The following is an 18,398-nucleotide window of genomic DNA, read 5'->3' as shown; positions in this document are numbered from 1 at the left end:
GGTATTACCGTATCGCTAGATCCCCGCTGTCCGTTTTGATGTCGATTGGATGCTGGCCGTTTCCTTGTGTGCCTGTGATGTGATGCTGTTCTTTATGTGCTGTATCAGCAAATGAATACGGCGAACTGACGTCACCGCTCGCTGATTTCGCTTTGACTGTAAAGCTGCCGTTTTGGGGAAGGCTTAGATTGACATCACCGCTTGTCAGCGTGACAGATACGGGGCCGGTTACCTTTTTTAATACAGCATTAAAATCTCCTGAAGTCATTTTCACATCAAGAGAGCCTGATACATGAACCAGATTTGCGTCCCCTGAAGCTAAATCAATGCCGGCTGTTTTGTAATTGGTATTTGAAATGGTGACATCTCCGGATGATCCCTTTACTTTCAGTTCTTGAAGACGGACGTCGGTCACTCTCGTATTTCCGCTTGCAGATACTGCGTTCAGCCTGGAAAGCGCAAGATGGTCATTCCCGACCACAGACACGTCCCCGCTTGAGGTTCGCACTGTCAGATCACCTTTGTAGTCATACGGAAGCCGGACGATAAGAGTCGAACGGTTAAACCCATTCAAAAATTGAAATTCTTTTTCCTTTACGGTCAGCTCCAATTTTCTTTTGTTTTCAGTAACAAATAACTTTCCAGAGTCTCCTTCAATGCCTGCTGATATGTCATTTCGTTCTTCCGCGATGACCCGGACATCCTTGCTATCAGACTCTATGACCATGCTGTCAATGTCTCGCGGCAACGCGCTGGCTGAATCGGCTTCTGTGCCATTTATGAAACCCAGGCCTGCGGCAAACACGTCTTTTACGACGACAGCGAAAAAGACAAGGATACCGGCAGTGATCAACAGTTTGCCAAGCATTTTTTTCATTCGGTTTCATCCTTCTCATTCATTCTATTATAAAGGAAAAGCTTGCGAATTGATACGTGCGGAAGGGAAGGACTTGACAGCAAATCCTTCCCTGTTCCGCTTATTCATTTGCCGCTTGTGTCTTGTCTGATTTTTGCAGTGAGAGCGCGCGCATTTTTTCAATCTCCGCTTCCACATCATCTGCGAATTCCTTGCGTGTTAGTTCTGTGCCGGCTTCCGCTGACTTTGAATAATTCGCGCGGATTTCCATTTCTTCAATACGATTTTCAATACGTAAAAATTCACGATACGCGCTTTCACTGTCAATTTTGTCAAATGTCGTATTCATATGCTCTTTAGCTTTCGCCGCATTTGCCCGCGCAATCAGCGCCTGTTTTTTATCCTTTACGTCTTGAAGCTTAGTTTCAAGTGCCGCCAGCTGTTCTTTCAGGTCAGCCAGCTGACTGTCAGCCTGTTCATAGGAAACTTTATGCTCAGCCGCCTTCCCTTCTAAATACTTCATTTCAGTCAGCGCTTTTTTCGCCAGTTCTTCTTCACCTGCGTCAAATGCGAGCTGTGCCTGTTTTTTCCGTTTGCCAGCCACTTCAGCGGCTTCTTCATATTTTTTCTTAAATTGATAGGCAATCGTGTGCTGTTTCACAATTGTTTGCTTTGCTTTTGCAATGTCACTTTCCATATCGCGTACATATTGATTCAGCATTACCTTTGGATTCTCCATTTTATCAAGTCCTTCATGAACTGACGCAACAAACATGTCTCTGATTCTTTTTAATACCATACCTGATTCCTCCTAATATATTGATATTATTTTTTCTTCAAAAATTCTTCCCATTCGTCATCAAAGTGAGATTGGTAGGCAGCCGAAGCCGGTTCAGGATCAAAAGATGATATACCGTTATCAGCTGATCCGTTTTTCATCAGCTTCCAGCCGTAGTACACCATAGCGGCTGCCAATGCGATTCCGACGACAAACGGAAGTGAGCAGATGAGCATAATGGCTCCGATACCGCCCACGATGATTCCCGTGATGGTTTTTCCCGCGGCAAACCTTTTGACTCCTGCGTATGTCATTAAGCTCCCGATGGCGAGCGGGATGATAAAGCCGAAGCTTCCTCCTCCAAAAAAGACAGATATCCCAAATACAATTAATAAGAATCCGCCTACTGTTTTTTTGTTTATCTTCATGCAGATCCTCCTTTCGTTTTCCTTGTCTTCATCTTATACAAGTTGGCATTTATGCAAAACGAATCAGAGATTGATTTTTATATAAGACCCGAGTCGTATCTCGCACCGGACCCATCGGCACAAAAAAACGCCATGCACGAGGCATGGCGTTTCAAAACCCTTTACAGATGAACACTTGCTTCCCTTTCTTTAATCAGGTCGGACCTTTCTGCTTTGGCCAGTTTTGTAAACAGCAAAATTCCGATACCCGCAATAATTTCGACAATCCCACCGGCAGCGATCACTTTTCCTGAGCCGAAAGCATTGGCGGCATACCCGCAAATGACAGCTCCGGCAGGGATCGAAATATTTGAGATCATATGTATAACGGCGTAAACCTGCGGCTGATCCTCACTATCCACAGAGGTCTGGATAATCGTGTACTCAGGAACATTAACAGCACTGACTGCGGCGCCAAAGGTAAACGCAGCGAAAAACACGAGCGGCAAAAAGGTGTTCATCCCGGTAATAAAGAAAGCAAAGCCTTCAATAATGCCGGCAGTGACGAAAAGCAGCCCGTACCTGTTTACTTTGACTTTCGCCAGCACAAATCCTAATAAAAATGCACCTGCGGCGGTGGTGGCCTTTAAAAGCGAGTAAACGATCGGCTGGCCGTTTAAATCTTCCGCAACGTATACGGCCGAGAGCGCTTCCCAAGGGGCAGCCGCGAAATTCATAAAGATACAGTAAATAGCGAGCGGATATAAAATCTGATGTTTTCTGACGAGCCTAAAACCGCGTTTCAGTCTTCCGATATACGTGCCTCTCTGTGTAACAACAGCAGACTCTGATTGAGACTCAACCGCAGTGTACTTAATAAAAAGGACGAGAAAACCTGACACCAAATAGAGCACAAGTGCGATAAGCATTGTATAAGAAGGACTGATAAATGTAAGAAAAGCGCCGCATAATGTGACAGCCCCGAGCCGGACAATTTGAGCGGAGGATTGCAGCACAGCGTTTGCTTTTTGAATGCCCTGTTCATTTACGATTTGAGGTATCAAAGCGATAGAGGCGGGATTGTAGGCAGCCCCAGTAGCTGAATGCACTATCATAAGCGTCATGACAAACCACAGCGGAGAGAAGCCCGCAAAATGACATAGAGGGATAATCAAAACAATTGCTGCCCTTGTCAAATCTGAAAAGTACATCCAAAATTTCAGCGTGCTCTGTTTCATAAATGGCCCTGTCACTGGCGCCAGCACGGCTTCCGGCAAAAAAGTGACAGCAATCAATAAAGCAGTGCCGATCGCACCTTTGCCGTCATAAATTAAAAACCATAATATTGAATTAAATGCGAACATATCGCCGGATATCTTGACTATTCTTGAGAAAAACAGATAATTGAAATTTCTCTTCCAGATGCTATCACTTTCAATTAAATTCACCATCCATCAGAGCCCCCCACTGCCTATTTTTTACATCTATTCATTACAATATCTCATTTTTCCATTTTTCAGTCAATAATTCATAAGGTTCATTTTTTGTCGTAAAATGGGAAATTGACAGAGTGAAAAACAAAAAAGCCGGCATGTATTTGAACACGCCGGCTCTCACTTTTACTTTTCCGATTCACTGCTGTTTCGGTCCCGAAACACAATAGCACTTCTTTCATATTCTACATCGCCAATACCGCATCTTGCATTCACAACCCGTGCAGCGGCAAAGAAATAGTCGGACAGTCGATTGAGATAACGCAGCACTGTTTCATGAATCTCCTCCGATTTCATCAGTGTCACCACTCTTCGTTCTGCCCGCCTTGTAATGGTACGCGCCACATGGAGAAGCGAAGCACCCTTCGATCCGCCTGGAAGAATAAATTTCTTCAGTTCCGGCGCTTCTGCAGTATAGGCATCAATGCGCGTTTCTAAAAAGGAAACAGATTCTTCCGTTAGTTTATAGTCTTTTCTTTCCGTGACAATTGCCAGATCGCCTCCGCAGTCAAACAGCTCATGCTGGATGGCCAGCAGCTCGGCTATCAGATCTTCAAAACCGGACTGCCCGGAAAGCTCTGCCAAAGCAAGCCCGATAAAGCTGTTAAGCTCGTCAATCGTGCCGTAACTTTCGACGCGTAGGCTGTCCTTGTCCGTTCTGCCTCCGATTAAGCCCGTTTGTCCCTTATCGCCTGTTTTTGTATATAGTTTCATACCTGAATCTCCTTTACAGACTTATTCAAACAGCTCAACAGCCTCTTTTACACATTCAGCTGTCCCGTTCTGTATCAATTGAATCAGCCGCTGTTCTGTGTTTTCGGATTGCTGAGTTTGGGTCGCGGCGACGAGAATATCACCTGTGCCTCGTCCGTCTCCCAGCCCTTTCGTCCGTTCTGCTTCGGCTGCCATAAGAGCTTTGATGAAGAATTGATCTGATGCATAGCCGTTAATCAAAATCCAAATTGAAAAGCCGGTCAGAACGCATATGAAAACAGATAACTCCCCATCTTCAAACGTTCGATACACGAAACGGTCAAGCTTTTCTGAAGAAGCGGTGGCACACGTTTCCTCCAGTTGAAAACCGTTCTCTGAAAGGTAAGCTGTAAGTCCTTTTATCGGATCTGACTGATCTGGCAGCCGTTTATGGATCAGCGTTCTGCTCCACGAAAACCCTGCACCGATAGGCGTCGAGGACAATGTTCGAAGCGGGATTTCCGTTTGCAGAAGAATGTCATCACGCCCCGCTTGGAGCAATGCTTCAAATGGGATAGACTGCCGCTTCACGCTATCTTTTTCAGGCTGAATCACAATCATCGGTTTAGGTGAGCTTTGATGAACCAAGGCGGTGACATCTGTATCGTACACCGCCTTTATGCAATGTTCTGTGACAGCATATTCCGGTTTTTGCTTAGGCCCTGCGGTACCGTTTTTCATAAACATGAGCCCATCACAGTACAGGCTTGCGGTGTTCAAATCATGAAAAACGCTAACAGCTGCCAATCCGCGTTCTCTCGTCAGGCGTTTGATCAGATCAAGCAGGTCCTTTTGATAAGCCAGATCGAGAAAATTGGTTGGCTCGTCCAAAAATAAAATACGCGGCTGCTGCGCCAAAGCTTGTGCCAAATACACCCGCTGCTGTTCCCCTCCGCTTAGTACGCGAATCGGCTTTTGCGCAAAATCGGCGACTCCTGTTTGCTCCATTGCTTCCTGTACAATAGCTTCATCCTTTTCAGTCTGCTGTCTGAACAGTCCCGTTTGGAATGGATATCTGCCAAAGGCAACAGTTTCTTTGACGGTAAAGGTGAAGGCTTGATCCGTTTTTTGCGGCAGGACAGCCATGATTTGCGCCAGTTCCTTCGGTTTATAGTCCGCCAGCGGTTTTCCGGCCAGATAAACGCTGCCTTCCTTGGCCGGCAGCGTACCTGTCAGCAAGTGCAAAAGCGTGGTTTTCCCGCTTCCATTAGGGCCGAGAATTCCGAGGAATTCTCCCTTCTCCACTGTTAAGCTGACATTGTTGACCAGGCAGCTGTCGCCATATCCTCCCGACAGCCCTTCTGTCCTCATCATAAGCTTTTCCTCCCGCGATGCTGCCGAATTAAAATCAGAGCGAACACAGGCGCTCCCGCCAAGGACGTAATGATCCCGATCGGCAGTTCAATAGGCTCAATGATCGTTCTGGAAAGCAGATCGGCTAAAACGAGAAACCCTGCCCCGAGCAATGCAGACAGCGGCAGTAAATGCCGATGGTCTGTTCCCCACAAAAGCCTTGTGATATGCGGAATGACAAGGCCGACAAAGCCGATCGTGCCCGACACTGCCACTGCGCTTCCTGTCAAAAGAGAGCCGGCTATTAAAATCATCATCTTCCTCTGCTGAACGCTGACTCCGAGAAGCTTTGCTTTGTCTTCTCCATATGTCATCACGTTCAGCTCCCTTCCGTTTATGATCAATAAAATGGTTCCCAAAAGAAAAAACGGAAGAAACAAAATAACATAACTCCAGCCTCTCATTGAGACGCTGCCAAGCAGCCAATGCACAATCGGAAGCAGGTTATCTCCTGTCAAGGCGATGATAAGAGAAATAAATGCGCCCAAAAAAGAGTTGATGATAACACCAGTCAAAATGAGGGTGGAAACAGACATCGAAGTGTGAACGAGGCGGCTGAAGGAAAGGACCGCCGCCATCGTGGCAAGCGCCGCAGCTACACTCATAACCGGGAGTGTAAACCCTCCGATGCCAGGAAGCTGCAGGCTAAAAAATAGGGTCACAACCGCGCCAACTGAAGCACCGGATGAAACACCGAGCGTATAGGGATCAGCAAGCGGATTTTTCAGCAGCCCCTGAAAAGCGGCCCCTGCGATAGAAAGAGCCGCCCCCACAAGGGCGGCCAGCACAACTCTCGGCAGTCTGATATTCATCATAATATTTGTGTACATCTGATCATCAGAGCCGATAGAGCCACCGAAGCCTTGATGCCAAAAGACACGAAAGACTGCGAGAATAGGAATTTGCAGGCTGCCGCAAGAAATTCCTAATATGATGCTCACGGCTAAAAATAAGAAACCGATGATATATGCAGCGAAACGATTATTCCTTAAACGTATCCGGGTAAATGCTTTCCGCAAGTTCTTCGACCCCTTCGATCAGACGGGGACCGGAACGTGTTACAAGATCAGGGTCCACATCATACACGCGATGATGTTTCACAGCATTGATTTCGCTCCAGCCATCGCGTTTTTCCACAGCTTTCGCTTTCACACCGTCTGTTGTAACAATTGCATCAGGATTGAGTTTTACGATCGCCTCATCTGTCATTTGTACCCATCCAGTCTGATCCGCCGCTGCGTTTTTAGCATGGATGACATTCAGCATTTCATTCATAAACGTGTCTTTTCCGGTTGTATAAATGTCAGGATCAGGAGAAACCTCGATAAATACCCTTTTCTCCTCGTCCTTTGAAATGGTTTTCGCTTTTTCTTGAATATCTTTTACATCTGATTTCATGCTTTTCACGAGCTGATCGGCTTGTTTCTCCGCCCCGGCTGCTTCTCCGATCATTTCGATTGATTTGTACACCTCGGAGAATGATTGTGCATCATTGACAGTCAGCACGGTAATGCCCGCATCCTTCAGCTGTTTGATGGCATCCGCTGACGCTGACATGGAAGACTCGTGAGCCAGAACGAGATCTGGCTTTAGAGAAATGACTTTTTCAACGTTTACATTCATATCTCCGACTTTTTCAACCTTTTTGACTTCCTTTGGATAGGTATCGTTTGTGGTGACACCGACCACTTTGTCACCGAGGCCGAGAGCATATGTAATTTCTGTGTTGCTCGGCATTAATGAAACAATCTTTTTCGGCTCTTTTTTGATGGTTACATCCTGGTTTGACGCATCATCAATGGTGACAGGGAATGCTTCTGACTTTTGTTTTGCCTTGGAATCCTTCTGATCCGCAGAATTGCCGCAGCCTGCCAGCATAACAGCAGCCAGCAGGAGCGCAGTCCATATCCCGGCTCGTTTTTTCATAATCTTTTCCTCCTAAACGAACTAAAAAAGCATCTCTACGACGGTAAAGATGCTGTAAACAACACAAAAAAGCCTATTGTTTACACATCATCTGTCCTCGCAGAATTCGTGCTGATCAAACAGGCAGGTATCCTGGCTCTTGGCGCTTGGCCAATTACAGTGGCGGGACCGCACCGGCTTTTACCGGTTTCCCTATTAAGCCGGCTGTTATCCACGGACCGGCACCTATTTGACATTGGTATCCTTTTTTCGGAGTAATTATACTATATGACTGACAGGCTTGTATATGCGTCCTGAATGACTTTTCCCCGTATTATGCATGGAAGCAAAATCCTCGTAAACACTAAATTTGATCTTGTATACTTAATACCATCATCAATCAAAAGGAATGATTCTTATGGATTTACAGCTAAAAGACAAACTCGTCTTAATCACCGGCTCGACGTCCGGTATCGGGAAAGCCGCCGCAAAAAGCTTTCTGCAAGAGGGTGCGGCAGTCATTGTCAACGGACGCAAACAGGAGACTGTCGATCGCACGGTTGAAGAGCTTTCTGGATACGGAACAGTGCACGGTGCGGCTGCCGATTTGTCAAAGACAGATGAAGCAGCGGCTTTTATTGAAAAAGTAAATGAAATTGGTGATATCGATATCCTTGTCAACAACCTCGGTTTCTTCGAAGTAAAAGACTTTGCCGATGTGACAGATGAAGAGTGGAATCAATATTTCGAAGTGAACGTGATGAGCGCCGTTCGGACAAGCCGTCACTTCCTTCCAAAAATGCTTGCTAAAAACAGCGGCCGCATTTTAAATATTGCAAGTGAAGCAGGCATCAAACCGCTGCCAACGATGATTCCATACTCAATGACAAAAACGGCGCTGATCAGCCTTTCAAGAGGAATGGCTGAAATGACAAAAGGCACGAATGTGACGGTCAACTCAGTGCTTCCGGGGCCTACTTGGACAGAGGGCGTGGCCTCCTATATGGAGGGCGCCGCACAAGCAGCCGGCCAGGATACAGATACATTTATCAAAGATTATTTCAAGGTCAATGAGCCGACTTCGCTTATTCAGCGGTACGCGACAGCAGAAGAAGTCGCCAACACAATCGTATTCCTCGCGTCTGACGCCGCCTCCGCCATTAACGGCACGGCACAGCGTGTGGAAGGCGGCATTATCCGTTCTCTGTAACATGCAAAAACGCATCCGTCTATCGGATGCGTTTTTTTATACGTCTCCAGCAAATGGTACCGGCTGATATCCGCCTGTTTCCAGTTGTGCTGAAAACAACCCTCCAGCGTGAGGCTGCTCGTATCTTTCTTTCTCTGTCATTTGTTCCGTTGCAGTTGTAATGTAAAGGGTTTTTAAGTCTCTGCCGCCGAACGCGCAGCAGGTGACATACTTAGCCGGCACGCTGATTGAATTGATTTCCTTTTTCTGAAACGGGTCAATGTGAACAACGCGGCTGCCCCCAAACAGCGCCACCCACAGCATGCCATTTTGGTCGATTGTCATGCCGTCCGGCAATCCTTCTGATTGGTTAAAACGATAGACAGGTTCTGGATTTGAAACATCTCCGCTTTGAGGGTCATAGCTGTAGCACACGATCTCCTGCGTCGGCGTGTCGATGTAATACATCAAATTCCGCTCGCGATCCCAATCCAAACCATTTGAGGTAGAGACTTGATCTTTGATTTTGACAAGACTGCCGTCTAGATTCAAACGGTACAGCGACGCTTGTTTTTGCTCGCCTTCCATGCTCGTCGTCCCCGCCCAAAGCCTTCCGTACGGGTCACATTTAGCATCATTAAATCGCAGGCTCTCATGCATGTCCTTCGGCTGTTTAATTTTTTCCAGGCTGTCATCCCGAAGATGATACAGGTAAAACCCATCCTTCATCGTCATTATCAGTTCATCCTTTGAATATTTCGCAAGCGCTGTCACAAAGGATTTGAATTTGATCGATCGGTTGATTTTTTCTTCAGGGTCAAAGATGTGGAGCTCGCTCCCCAGGATATCAACCCAATATAAGCGGCCGTTTTCTTCATCCCATAACGGGCCTTCTCCAATCACTGCCCGAGTGTCTGCTTCCAATACTGCATCCATGTGTTACACCTCTTTAGCTTCAGTCTATATATTGTTATTCCCGGCAAAGAGGTGTCCAAACCACATGATGTTTATTGTTTTTTAAAAAGGATGGTAATGACCGTCCCAATGTCCATTCTGCTGTTCACATGGATCGTTCCGTTATGCAGATGGACAAGCTCCTTGGCAATCGCAAGCCCGAGACCCGTTCCGGCAGTTGAATCTTTTGTGTTCGTCCCTCTGTAGTAACGGTTAAACAAATGGGTAATGGTTTCTTCATCCATTCCTTTCCCATTGTCCTTCACCTTTAAAGAAATATGATTTTTTGTTTGTTCCAGAATGACTTGAATCTCTGTTCCTTTGCCGTTGTGCTTCACGGCATTCCCAAGGAGGTTTTCTAATATGCGCCTGAACCACGCTTCATCAAGGGCAAATTCAATATGCTCTTCTTTGGATACAAACGAGATATCATATCCTTCAGAAAACGGATTTTTCTTAAAATCCTCAATGACATTTTTAAAAAACGGGATAAGGCTAGTAAGCTTTCTCTCAATAGGAAGAGCATCATTTTTCAGCCGATATGTTAAATTTAAGTCTTCAATCAGCTTGGACATGTATTCAGATTTTTCTCTGACAACCTGTCCCATTTCTTTCACTTCTTCCGGCGACCAGTCATACTGCTTCGACTCGAGCATCATGCTGTAGCCGTAAATGCTGCTGAGCGGTGTTTTTAAGTCATGTGACAAACCGGCGATCCATTCTTCCCTTGTCGCCTGGATTTTTTCTCTGTTTCTTTTATCCCTTCTCAGCGTTTCAGTCAGCTGATCCATTGATTCAAATATCTCACCGAAGAAGCGGTACGGCTGTTTGATTTTTCCCTTTTTATTTTTGCTGACAGGACGGCCTTCCCGGTTTCTAGGCTCCTCAAGCTTCCCTTTTGACAGATTGACCAGCCATCTAATCGTGTGAAAAATCGGCAGCCCGAATCGGAACATATACCAAACGGTCATCCAAATGATATACATGAACAAAACGGCCATAACAAGAAACATCGCTTTTAATACAACCTTCAGGAACGATTTGTTAAACTCCTGATCGGTTACATAGACAGGGTTCGGCACCGTAGCGACCATCCATCTGTCTTTATTGAGGATCTTAACGGAAATTTCCCGCTTATAGTTCCAAGGTTTAGAGCTGTATTTCAGCAGCTCCAGCTGGTTCATCGTTTTTCTTTCGCTTTTTGTGCTGTTGATGCTGTCGAGAATGTTTCCATTGCTGTCTAACAGGTAAATGGCGCCTTTTTTCTGCTTAATATAGTCGATGGTGCTGGACTTATAGTGCGCTAGAGCGTCTATCTTTTGTTCACGTTTTTCAACGGAAGTCAGGAGCTGTTCACTCTTTGATTTCCAGCCGGACAATAGAAGATACGACTTATCTTCAATATTGATGGCCCAATAATTCAGTTTATAGTTATGAAGCTTTTTGATTTTATAAATAGACAAAAGCTCTTTCTTGGTATAAGTGCCCGGCACGTCTTTTGGCACGCTGTAGGAATAAACAGTGTTTCCTTCCGAATCAATGATTTGCATCCAGCCGTGCTGTTTATCAACAGATTTCTTCAGGAAATTATCCACTTCCCATGTCCCGTCTTCGTTTACATCGAGATATGCCTCAAGTGTGTCGGTCGTCGCCTTCGTCAGCCCTGAATTGGATTCCGCATCGCTAAAACGAGCGTCTAAATAGAAAAACGACGCAACAAGCATCACCGTAAGCAGCAGGATCACAATCAGCATCTGCCCGAAAAAGTGAAACAAAAACTTCCATCTTAACCTCATGACCGCTTGCCTTCAGGATTTGGGATAAAACGATAGCCGAGACCTCGAACGGTTACAATATACTCTGGATTGCTCGGATCGCGCTCAATCTTCTCCCTAAGCTTGCGAATATGAACCATGACGGTGTTGTTGTCACCATAGGAAGGGTAGCCCCATACTTTTTCATATATTTGATCCTTGGAGAGCACCACGTTAGGGTGTTCACAAAAATACTGCAAAAGCTGCAGAAGCTGAGCTGAACAAGCAACGGCTTCCCCGCCTACGATCAGCTCGGCATTTTGCGGAGAAAAAGTAAAATAATCATATGTGTAGGTTTGATTTAAACTCGTTTCTTTCGATTGATATGTACGCTTGAGATGCGCTCTGATCCGCGCCGCTAATTCCAGCGGATTAAATGGTTTTGTGATATAGTCATCAGCTCCGACCGCAAAGCCCGATAATTTGTCCGCGTCGGATGACCTTGCCGTCAGGAAAAAAATCGGAGCGTCTGAATACTCCCTGATCAGCGTGCAGGCTTCAAAACCGGACATTCCGCCCATCATGACATCCAGCACTATTAAGTCAACCTTATTGGCCTTCACAACAGGAATCGCTTCTTCTGCGCTTGCCGCATCCAGTATATTTCGATAACCTTCTTTTTCGAGAACGCGCTTGATCATGTCCACAATCGCTTTCTCATCGTCTACGATTAAAATTGACGCATTTTCCACTTTTATGTTCCTTTCTGTCACTGTTTTTTTCATCTTATCATTATATCGTTTATTTATGGTACATTTTTGAATACATTGGGGCTGGCAAATCAAAACAGCAAAAAAGGAGCAAACAAGCGCTCCCTTTTGATGTTTTTTCATATCTAAAATATTATGAGTTCTCATCTACCATGTACAAAATAAACTCCCAAAATCCCGGGACATCCTGACACAAAAGCATATCAGCCTTTTCAAACATTTTGATCTTCAGCTCTTGCTCTAAATCTTCTCTTTCTTGATAAGACGTATTGCTGAGTTTTTTTCTGATCATCGGTGAAAAGCATGCTATCAGGTGCTCAATGTCATAAGTCTCGTCTTTTTGTTTCTTTTTTTGTTCAAACTGGCCGTTCACAGCTTACTTTTCCCCCTTTTTTTGCGCCGCTAGCTGCTTTCTGATATTCTCCAGCCCCTTTTTATGAATGTTGGAAATGTTTTGTCGGGACTCCCCTAATGAATCTGCAATCTCCTGCATCGTGGCACCGTGAAGATACACTTTCGTCAGCACGCTTTTTTGTTTGTCAGTCAGATTCTGAATCGCTTGGTAGAGCTGATAATCCTGAACATGCTGGCTCAAATCATCCTGCCGGTCTAAAAATTCTTCAAATGCATCGCTTCCTGTTTCGGAAGGAAGTCGATCTCCTGCCTCCGGATGATCAACCATCAGTGGATACCGTTTTTGATTTTTGCGAACCCGCTTATCAAAATCAATAGAAAAGATGCGAATCATTGAATTCATATACTTGACGATGCGGATTTCTTTATAAAACTGCTTAAATAGCTCGTCCAATGATTTTGCATCTTTTTCGTTAGGGCTTTCCATTACGTTTTTGAACAAACGGTAATGCTGAGGATTGCTCAAAAAATGCTTCACGATGGGATGCTTCATTATCTCCTTACATTTTGACCGTAAAAGACTTTGATAGTCCATCAAACCGCCTCCCTACTAAATTAAATGAAGGAAAGCAAAAAAAAGTAAACTACTACTTTCCGACTAGTGTCTTCCAAAATACTTTGCAGCAGTTTACGTTTTATCGGATTTCCTTCACTTACATACATGACTGCAGAAAAAGAAGGGAGGTATTTTCCTATGGATCAAGTTTTTATAGAGGAAGTCGTAAAACAAATCGGCAATTTGGGGTTTCCCGCGCTGATTGCAATGTACCTGCTGACCCGATTCGAAAAGAAGTTTGATCAACTAATAGAACTAATGACAGAACTGAAAGATCATGCAAAAAAATAATTTTTCAATCAAAGTTGACTTTTCGCTGATTTTTTTCACTTAACAAAACAGAAGGGAAAACGAAAGGCCTTTCACCTTCTCTTTCTGCTATCACAATTAAATGTAAGGAGGAAACATTTCATGAAAAAACAAAATGACATTCCGCAGCCAATTAGAGGAGACAAAGGAGCAACGGTAAAAATCCCACGTAATATTGAAAGAGATCGGCAAAACCCTGATATGCTTGTTCCGCCTGAAACCGATCATGGCACCGTCAGCAATATGAAATTTTCGTTCTCTGATACTCATAACCGATTAGAAAAAGGCGGATATGCCCGTGAAGTGACAGTACGTGAACTGCCGATTTCAGAAAACCTTGCATCTGTAAATATGCGGCTGAAACCAGGCGCCATTCGCGAGCTGCACTGGCATAAAGAAGCAGAATGGGCTTATATGATTTACGGAAGCGCAAGAGTCACAATTGTAGATGAAAAAGGGCGCAGCTTTATTGATGATGTAAGTGAAGGTGACCTTTGGTACTTCCCGTCAGGCCTGCCGCACTCTATCCAAGCGCTGGATGAGGGGGCTGAGTTCCTGCTTGTGTTTGACGATGGATCATTCTCTGAAAACAGCACGTTCCAGCTGACAGATTGGCTTGCCCACACTCCAAAAGAAGTGATTGCTGCGAACTTCGGCGTGACAGAAGAAGAGATTGCTAATTTGCCAGGCAAAGAAAAATATATATTTGAAAACCAACTCCCTGGCAGCTTAAAAGATGACATTGTGGAAGGGCCAAACGGCGAAGTTCCTTATCCATTTACTTACCGCCTTCTTGAACAAGAGCCGATTGAATCTGAGGGAGGAAAAGTATACATTGCAGATTCGACAAACTTCAAAGTGTCTAAAACCATCGCATCAGCGCTCGTAACAGTAGAACCCGGCGCCATGAGAGAGCTGCACTGGCATCCGAATACACACGAATGGCAATACTACATCTCCGGTAAAGCAAGAATGACCGTCTTTGCATCTGACGGCCATGCCAGAACGTTTAACTACCAAGCCGGTGATGTCGGATATGTACCATTTGCAATGGGTCATTACGTTGAAAACATTGGGGATGAACCGCTTGTCTTTTTAGAAATCTTCAAAGACGACCATTATGCCGATGTATCTTTAAACCAATGGCTTGCCATGCTTCCTGAAACATTTGTTCAAGCTCACCTTGACTTAGGCAAAGATTTTACTGATTTGCTTTCAAAAGAAAAGCACCCAGTTGTAAAAAAGAAATGCAGTAAATAATAGACTTACAGCTTGCAGAGAGCACTCGTTCTCTGCAAGCCCTTTATAAGGAGCTGAACCTGTGAAACATCAAACGTCTTCAAAACGCTTATTGCGGCTCTCCATCAAATACTTGCTGGCCGCAGCAGCAGTGGTGTTGACCTATTTTGCTGTCATCTATATATTATTTTCCTTAGCGGGAACGAGCTACCGCTCAGCAGCTCATGTCCTGCTTTTTGCTGTGTTATTTCTTATCCTTGGGCTATTCCTAGAACCATTTGAACGCCTGATGATACATAGTTTTACATTTTTCAAGACAGACAAACGCTTACTCATTCTCCTGGCAGGCATCGTCCAGCTTATGTTTTTATGGATGACTGCTCATACAACAGACGAAATGATCAGCGACATCTGGCTGTCTACCACTGAAGAAATGATCATCGCAGCCGTATTTCTGATTTTAGACAAATGCAACTCAGCACTTCCCAGCTAAAAAAAGAACGCATTCCAATTGGATGCGTTCTTTTTATTCATAGCGTAGCGCGTCTACAGGCTGAAGCTTAGATGCCTTGATGGACGGAAGCAAGCCGAAGATAATGCCGACTGCCATTGAAAAGATGAGTGCTCCGACAACAGCTGGAACAGAGACGATAAAAGGCATCGGAAAAACGACCGTCAGCAGCTTAGCGATGCCGAAGCCCGCCAGCACACCGAGTATTCCGCCAATGCTTGTCAGCACAACAGCCTCAGTTAAAAATTGAAATAGTATTACACGCCGCTTAGCACCGAGCGCTTTCTTAATCCCGATTTCCCTCGTGCGCTCCGTTACGGAAACGAGCATAATGTTCATGACGCCGATACCGCCCACCAAAAGTGAAATACTGGCGATTCCGCCAAGCAACAATGCAAATGACTGATTAAAGGACTCTACTTCCTGCGCGATCTCTTGGAGATCCATTACACTGTACTCTGCTTTCTCCAACTCAGCTTCTGACAGTCCCTGATTTAAAAGATCCGCAGCCATTACACCCGCTTCTTGGATATGCTCAGAAGAGTCAGCCTGCACGGCAATCTGCGTAGGCGCATCAAACCCTTCAATAAGCGGCCACACTTTTTTCGGCACATACAAAACCGGGTTCGCGTAGTCGCCTTCAAACATGCTTTCCTGCTGATTTTTTTCTTTAAAAACACCGACGACCTTAAACGGCACACCATTCATTTCAATGCTTTTATGCAGAGCGTCTCCGTCTGGAAACAGTTCATCTCTGACAGCTTCATTGATCATCACCACTTGGTGTGTGCTGTTTAATTCGTTTTCCGTCAGCTTTCTCCCTTCGGTTATTCGGATTGGGAACATATCGAAGTAATCATCGTCCACTCCGTATACTTGGGGATACGAAACGTTTGTTAAATGAAAAACGCTCGCGCCTTCTGACATGTAATATAAGGATAATCCTTTGACAATAGGATCAGATTTGATCGCCTTTACTGTTTCTTCCGCTACAGGCGGCGCGGACGTATACGAAACCTGAGGGCCGCCGCCCTCCTCTTCACCGCCCGACGGCTGGTAGACAACGTTGATCGCGTTGTTTCCCATGCCGATCATACTTTGCTTTAATTGCTCACTTTGGCCCTTCAGCATCGAAACAATCGCAATGATTGACGCTATGCCGATAATCACGCCGAGCATTGTCAGAATGGATCTTAATTTATGAGAGAAAATGGATTGAAAGGAGATTCGAATATGCTCAAGCATGGCTGATATCCCCTCTCTCATCTAATACCAACTCTCCGTCTCTGATAAAAACGGTTCTGTCAGCTTTTTTGGCGACGTCCGGGTCGTGGGTTATCATAATAATGGTCTTGCCTTCCCGATGAAGTTCGGAAAACAGTGACAAAATTTGTTCACTTGATTTGGTATCAAGCGCCCCGGTCGGTTCATCAGCTAAAATAAACCTCGGCTGATTGACAAGGGCTCTCGCTATCGCCACCCGCTGCTTTTGACCGCCTGACAGCTTAGGAGGTTTGTAGGAGACCCTGTCTTTTAATCCGACCTTTTCCAGCGCTTCATATGCCCGTTGCCTTCTCTCTTTTTTCTTCACTTTATTGTAAATCATCGGCAGCTCGACATTTTGCAGCGCGGTGAGACGCGGCAGTAAATGAAAAGTTTGAAACACAAACCCGATTGATTCGTTGCGAATTTCGGCTAAAGCTCCGTCTTTCCCTTTCAATATATCTATCTGATCAAGCGTATAGGTTCCTGAGGTTGGCCTGTCCAAACAGCCGATAATATTCATTAACGTTGACTTTCCAGAACCCGAAGGCCCCATAATAGCCAAAAACTCCCCTGCCTGGACGGTCAGATTGATATGTTTCAAGATTGGAACTTCTTCTTTTCCCAGCTTGTACGATTTCGAAATATTATTCAGTGTCAGCATTGACTGTAACCTGCTTTCCTTCCTTGACCGCGGGATCAGGGTAGATCACATAATCTTCCGGCGTCAGACCGCTCTTAATTTCCACCATGTTATTTTCATCAGTCTCGCCGATTTCAACAGGCTGCTTAACCGCTTTCTGCTTCTCATCAGCTTTCCACACGTACGGTTCGCCGTCATCCTGAATGACCATGTCGGACGGCAGCTTGATCGTATCCGCATCAGCATCATCACTCACCACTTCGATGTTGACATGATAGCCGACTTCAAGACCTTTATGGCTGTCTAATAAAATGGTGAAAGGATAGTTAGAGGACTGAGGATTCATTTCTTCATCAGCAAAGCTTTCTGATTCTTCACCCTCGCCTGCTCCCGCTGGAAGCTTGCCAATCGAGGTGACCTTTCCTTTCCACTCGCCCTCACCGCCTGTTTTCAGCGTAACCCTGACTTTGCTGCCTTTTTTGATCGAGTCCATTAACAGCTCATTGATTTGGCTTTTGACTAGATATTTGCCCGTCGAAACAATCTGGATATACGGGCCTGTTGCCTGGTCGCCTGTTGCCCCGTCAGCGATATCCTGATTGACGCTTTGAACGATTCCGTCATGCTTGCTTGTAATGACATTGGAACCTTTGTTTTTCGTCAGGCCAGCCAGTTCTTTTTGATGCTGCTTCAGTTCAAGCTGGCTTGTTTTCAAATCGAAATTGGCTTGGTCAATTTCATCTTGAAGCTGGGCTTTCTCTTCTTTTCCTGCAGCTTTCAGCTTCTTTTCCGTTTCTGTTATTGATTTTTGCAAACGGCTGATTTGCAAAGTTGTCATTTCGATTTGCAAATTGGCTTGCTCAATTTCATCAGAGTGATCCTCGCCCTCATACTCAAAAAGCTTATCGCCCTTTTTAACCTGATCGCCTTCTTTGACGTATGTTTTTTTAATACTGCCTTTTTCTGAATCTATGTATACTTTCTGCTGTTTCTCAGGTTCAACCTTTCCAGAAAACGTTTGGCCTGATTCTGAATCTCCTCCCATGTATACCGCTACCGATTCAGCATAGGGCTCCGATGATACGGCAACTTGGTTCATGTGAGTAAAAAAGTAAAAACCGCCGGCGCCGATCCCAGCCAATACAAGCACACCGGCACATATCGCACCGCCAATAAGCCATTTTTTCTTCTTTGACACAACGATCTCCTCTTTCTGTAAACTATGTAATATTTTCGAAACATTCTAACCAA

General features: G+C 45.1%; 20 protein-coding genes and 1 riboswitch. Of the genes, 4 read left to right on the top strand and 16 right to left on the bottom strand.

Going from position 1 to position 18,398, the window contains the following annotated elements:
* Positions 1-4: 4 nt before the first annotated feature.
* The 8 genes from liaG to BLL41_RS08195 all read right to left on the bottom strand — a co-directional run bounded on the left by liaG (position 5) and on the right by BLL41_RS08195 (position 7,566).
* Complete coding sequence (liaG, locus tag BLL41_RS08230) at positions 5-877, bottom strand: LiaG family protein (RefSeq protein WP_071577468.1); 873 nt, start codon at positions 875-877, stop codon at positions 5-7.
* Between the two features lie 100 nt (positions 878-977).
* Positions 978-1,655: a stress responsive protein LiaH gene (gene liaH, locus BLL41_RS08225; RefSeq protein WP_071577467.1), complete on the bottom strand. Its 678-nt coding sequence runs from the start codon at positions 1,653-1,655 to the stop codon at positions 978-980.
* Positions 1,656-1,681: 26 nt separating this feature from the next.
* Entirely contained in the window at positions 1,682-2,062 is a 381-nt protein-coding gene (gene liaI, locus BLL41_RS08220; protein ID WP_071577466.1) for a cell envelope stress-induced membrane anchor protein LiaI, read from the bottom strand.
* Positions 2,063-2,223: 161 nt separating this feature from the next.
* Positions 2,224-3,492 carry an MFS transporter gene (locus BLL41_RS08215; protein ID WP_071577465.1) on the bottom strand — a complete coding sequence of 423 codons (1,269 nt, stop codon included), beginning with the start codon at positions 3,490-3,492 and terminating at the stop codon, positions 2,224-2,226.
* A 168-nt stretch (positions 3,493-3,660) separates the two neighbouring features.
* On the bottom strand, positions 3,661-4,248 hold the full coding sequence (locus BLL41_RS08210) for a cob(I)yrinic acid a,c-diamide adenosyltransferase (RefSeq protein WP_071577464.1): 588 nt from the start codon (positions 4,246-4,248) through the stop codon (positions 3,661-3,663).
* A 21-nt stretch (positions 4,249-4,269) separates the two neighbouring features.
* Positions 4,270-5,598 (bottom strand): ABC transporter ATP-binding protein, encoded by a 1,329-nt coding sequence (locus BLL41_RS08205; protein ID WP_083427974.1) that lies wholly within the window; start codon positions 5,596-5,598, stop codon positions 4,270-4,272.
* The gene (locus tag BLL41_RS08200) at positions 5,598-6,659 is read right to left on the bottom strand and encodes a FecCD family ABC transporter permease (RefSeq protein ID WP_071577462.1); all 1,062 of its coding nucleotides are present in this window, start codon (positions 6,657-6,659) and stop codon (positions 5,598-5,600) included. Before BLL41_RS08200 ends, BLL41_RS08205 begins: the two co-directional genes overlap by 1 nt.
* Positions 6,622-7,566, bottom strand: a complete 945-nt coding sequence (locus tag BLL41_RS08195) for an ABC transporter substrate-binding protein (protein WP_071577461.1) — start codon at positions 7,564-7,566, stop codon at positions 6,622-6,624. Before BLL41_RS08195 ends, BLL41_RS08200 begins: the two co-directional genes overlap by 38 nt.
* Before the next feature lie 105 nt (positions 7,567-7,671).
* Positions 7,672-7,809, bottom strand: a riboswitch (cobalamin riboswitch).
* Between the two features lie 154 nt (positions 7,810-7,963).
* Between BLL41_RS08195 and BLL41_RS08190 the strand changes: the two genes are divergently transcribed.
* Complete coding sequence (locus BLL41_RS08190) at positions 7,964-8,755, top strand: SDR family NAD(P)-dependent oxidoreductase (protein WP_071577460.1); 792 nt, start codon at positions 7,964-7,966, stop codon at positions 8,753-8,755.
* Between the two features lie 36 nt (positions 8,756-8,791).
* Here the strand turns inward: BLL41_RS08190 and BLL41_RS08185 are convergent, their stop codons facing one another.
* From BLL41_RS08185 to sigO, 5 genes are all read right to left on the bottom strand, one after another.
* Complete coding sequence (locus tag BLL41_RS08185) at positions 8,792-9,670, bottom strand: SMP-30/gluconolactonase/LRE family protein (protein ID WP_071577459.1); 879 nt, start codon at positions 9,668-9,670, stop codon at positions 8,792-8,794.
* A gap of 71 nt (positions 9,671-9,741) precedes the next feature.
* Entirely contained in the window at positions 9,742-11,484 is a 1,743-nt protein-coding gene (yvrG, locus tag BLL41_RS08180) for a two-component system sensor histidine kinase YvrG (RefSeq protein ID WP_071577458.1), read from the bottom strand.
* The gene (yvrH, locus tag BLL41_RS08175) at positions 11,481-12,194 is read right to left on the bottom strand and encodes a two-component system response regulator YvrH (protein WP_083427973.1); all 714 of its coding nucleotides are present in this window, start codon (positions 12,192-12,194) and stop codon (positions 11,481-11,483) included. Before yvrH ends, yvrG begins: the two co-directional genes overlap by 4 nt.
* 151 nt (positions 12,195-12,345) lie before the next feature.
* Positions 12,346-12,585 carry a sigma-O factor regulator RsoA gene (gene rsoA / locus BLL41_RS08170; protein ID WP_021480583.1) on the bottom strand — a complete coding sequence of 80 codons (240 nt, stop codon included), beginning with the start codon at positions 12,583-12,585 and terminating at the stop codon, positions 12,346-12,348.
* A 3-nt stretch (positions 12,586-12,588) separates the two neighbouring features.
* Entirely contained in the window at positions 12,589-13,119 is a 531-nt protein-coding gene (gene sigO, locus BLL41_RS08165) for an RNA polymerase sigma factor SigO (RefSeq protein ID WP_083427972.1), read from the bottom strand.
* A 201-nt stretch (positions 13,120-13,320) separates the two neighbouring features.
* Between sigO and BLL41_RS08160 the strand changes: the two genes are divergently transcribed.
* The 3 genes from BLL41_RS08160 (at position 13,321) to BLL41_RS08150 (ending at position 15,223) form a co-directional block, all read left to right on the top strand.
* A complete protein-coding gene (locus tag BLL41_RS08160) occupies positions 13,321-13,473 on the top strand; it encodes a YvrJ family protein (protein WP_003244090.1) in 153 nt (50 codons plus the stop codon).
* A gap of 120 nt (positions 13,474-13,593) precedes the next feature.
* Positions 13,594-14,751: an oxalate decarboxylase gene (oxdC, locus tag BLL41_RS08155; protein ID WP_071577456.1), complete on the top strand. Its 1,158-nt coding sequence runs from the start codon at positions 13,594-13,596 to the stop codon at positions 14,749-14,751.
* 61 nt (positions 14,752-14,812) lie between these two features.
* Positions 14,813-15,223 carry a regulatory YrvL family protein gene (locus tag BLL41_RS08150; protein WP_071577455.1) on the top strand — a complete coding sequence of 137 codons (411 nt, stop codon included), beginning with the start codon at positions 14,813-14,815 and terminating at the stop codon, positions 15,221-15,223.
* A 33-nt stretch (positions 15,224-15,256) separates the two neighbouring features.
* Here the strand turns inward: BLL41_RS08150 and BLL41_RS08145 are convergent, their stop codons facing one another.
* The 3 genes from BLL41_RS08145 to BLL41_RS08135 are packed head-to-tail and all read right to left on the bottom strand — an operon-like array spanning position 15,257 to position 18,345.
* The gene (locus BLL41_RS08145) at positions 15,257-16,486 is read right to left on the bottom strand and encodes an ABC transporter permease (RefSeq protein WP_071577454.1); all 1,230 of its coding nucleotides are present in this window, start codon (positions 16,484-16,486) and stop codon (positions 15,257-15,259) included.
* The gene (locus tag BLL41_RS08140) at positions 16,479-17,168 is read right to left on the bottom strand and encodes an ABC transporter ATP-binding protein (RefSeq protein ID WP_014480848.1); all 690 of its coding nucleotides are present in this window, start codon (positions 17,166-17,168) and stop codon (positions 16,479-16,481) included. Before BLL41_RS08140 ends, BLL41_RS08145 begins: the two co-directional genes overlap by 8 nt.
* Positions 17,152-18,345 carry an efflux RND transporter periplasmic adaptor subunit gene (locus tag BLL41_RS08135; RefSeq protein WP_071577453.1) on the bottom strand — a complete coding sequence of 398 codons (1,194 nt, stop codon included), beginning with the start codon at positions 18,343-18,345 and terminating at the stop codon, positions 17,152-17,154. The genes BLL41_RS08140 and BLL41_RS08135 overlap by 17 nt, the downstream gene beginning before the upstream one ends.
* Between the last annotated feature and the right edge of the window lie 53 nt (positions 18,346-18,398).

Origin of the sequence: Bacillus sp. FMQ74 (genome assembly GCF_001875785.1) — a bacterium.
In the GTDB taxonomy this organism is placed as follows: domain Bacteria; phylum Bacillota; class Bacilli; order Bacillales; family Bacillaceae; genus Bacillus; species Bacillus stercoris.
The sequence above is the reverse complement of the archived record's forward strand: the minus strand, read 5'-3'. Positions and strand labels throughout refer to the sequence as shown.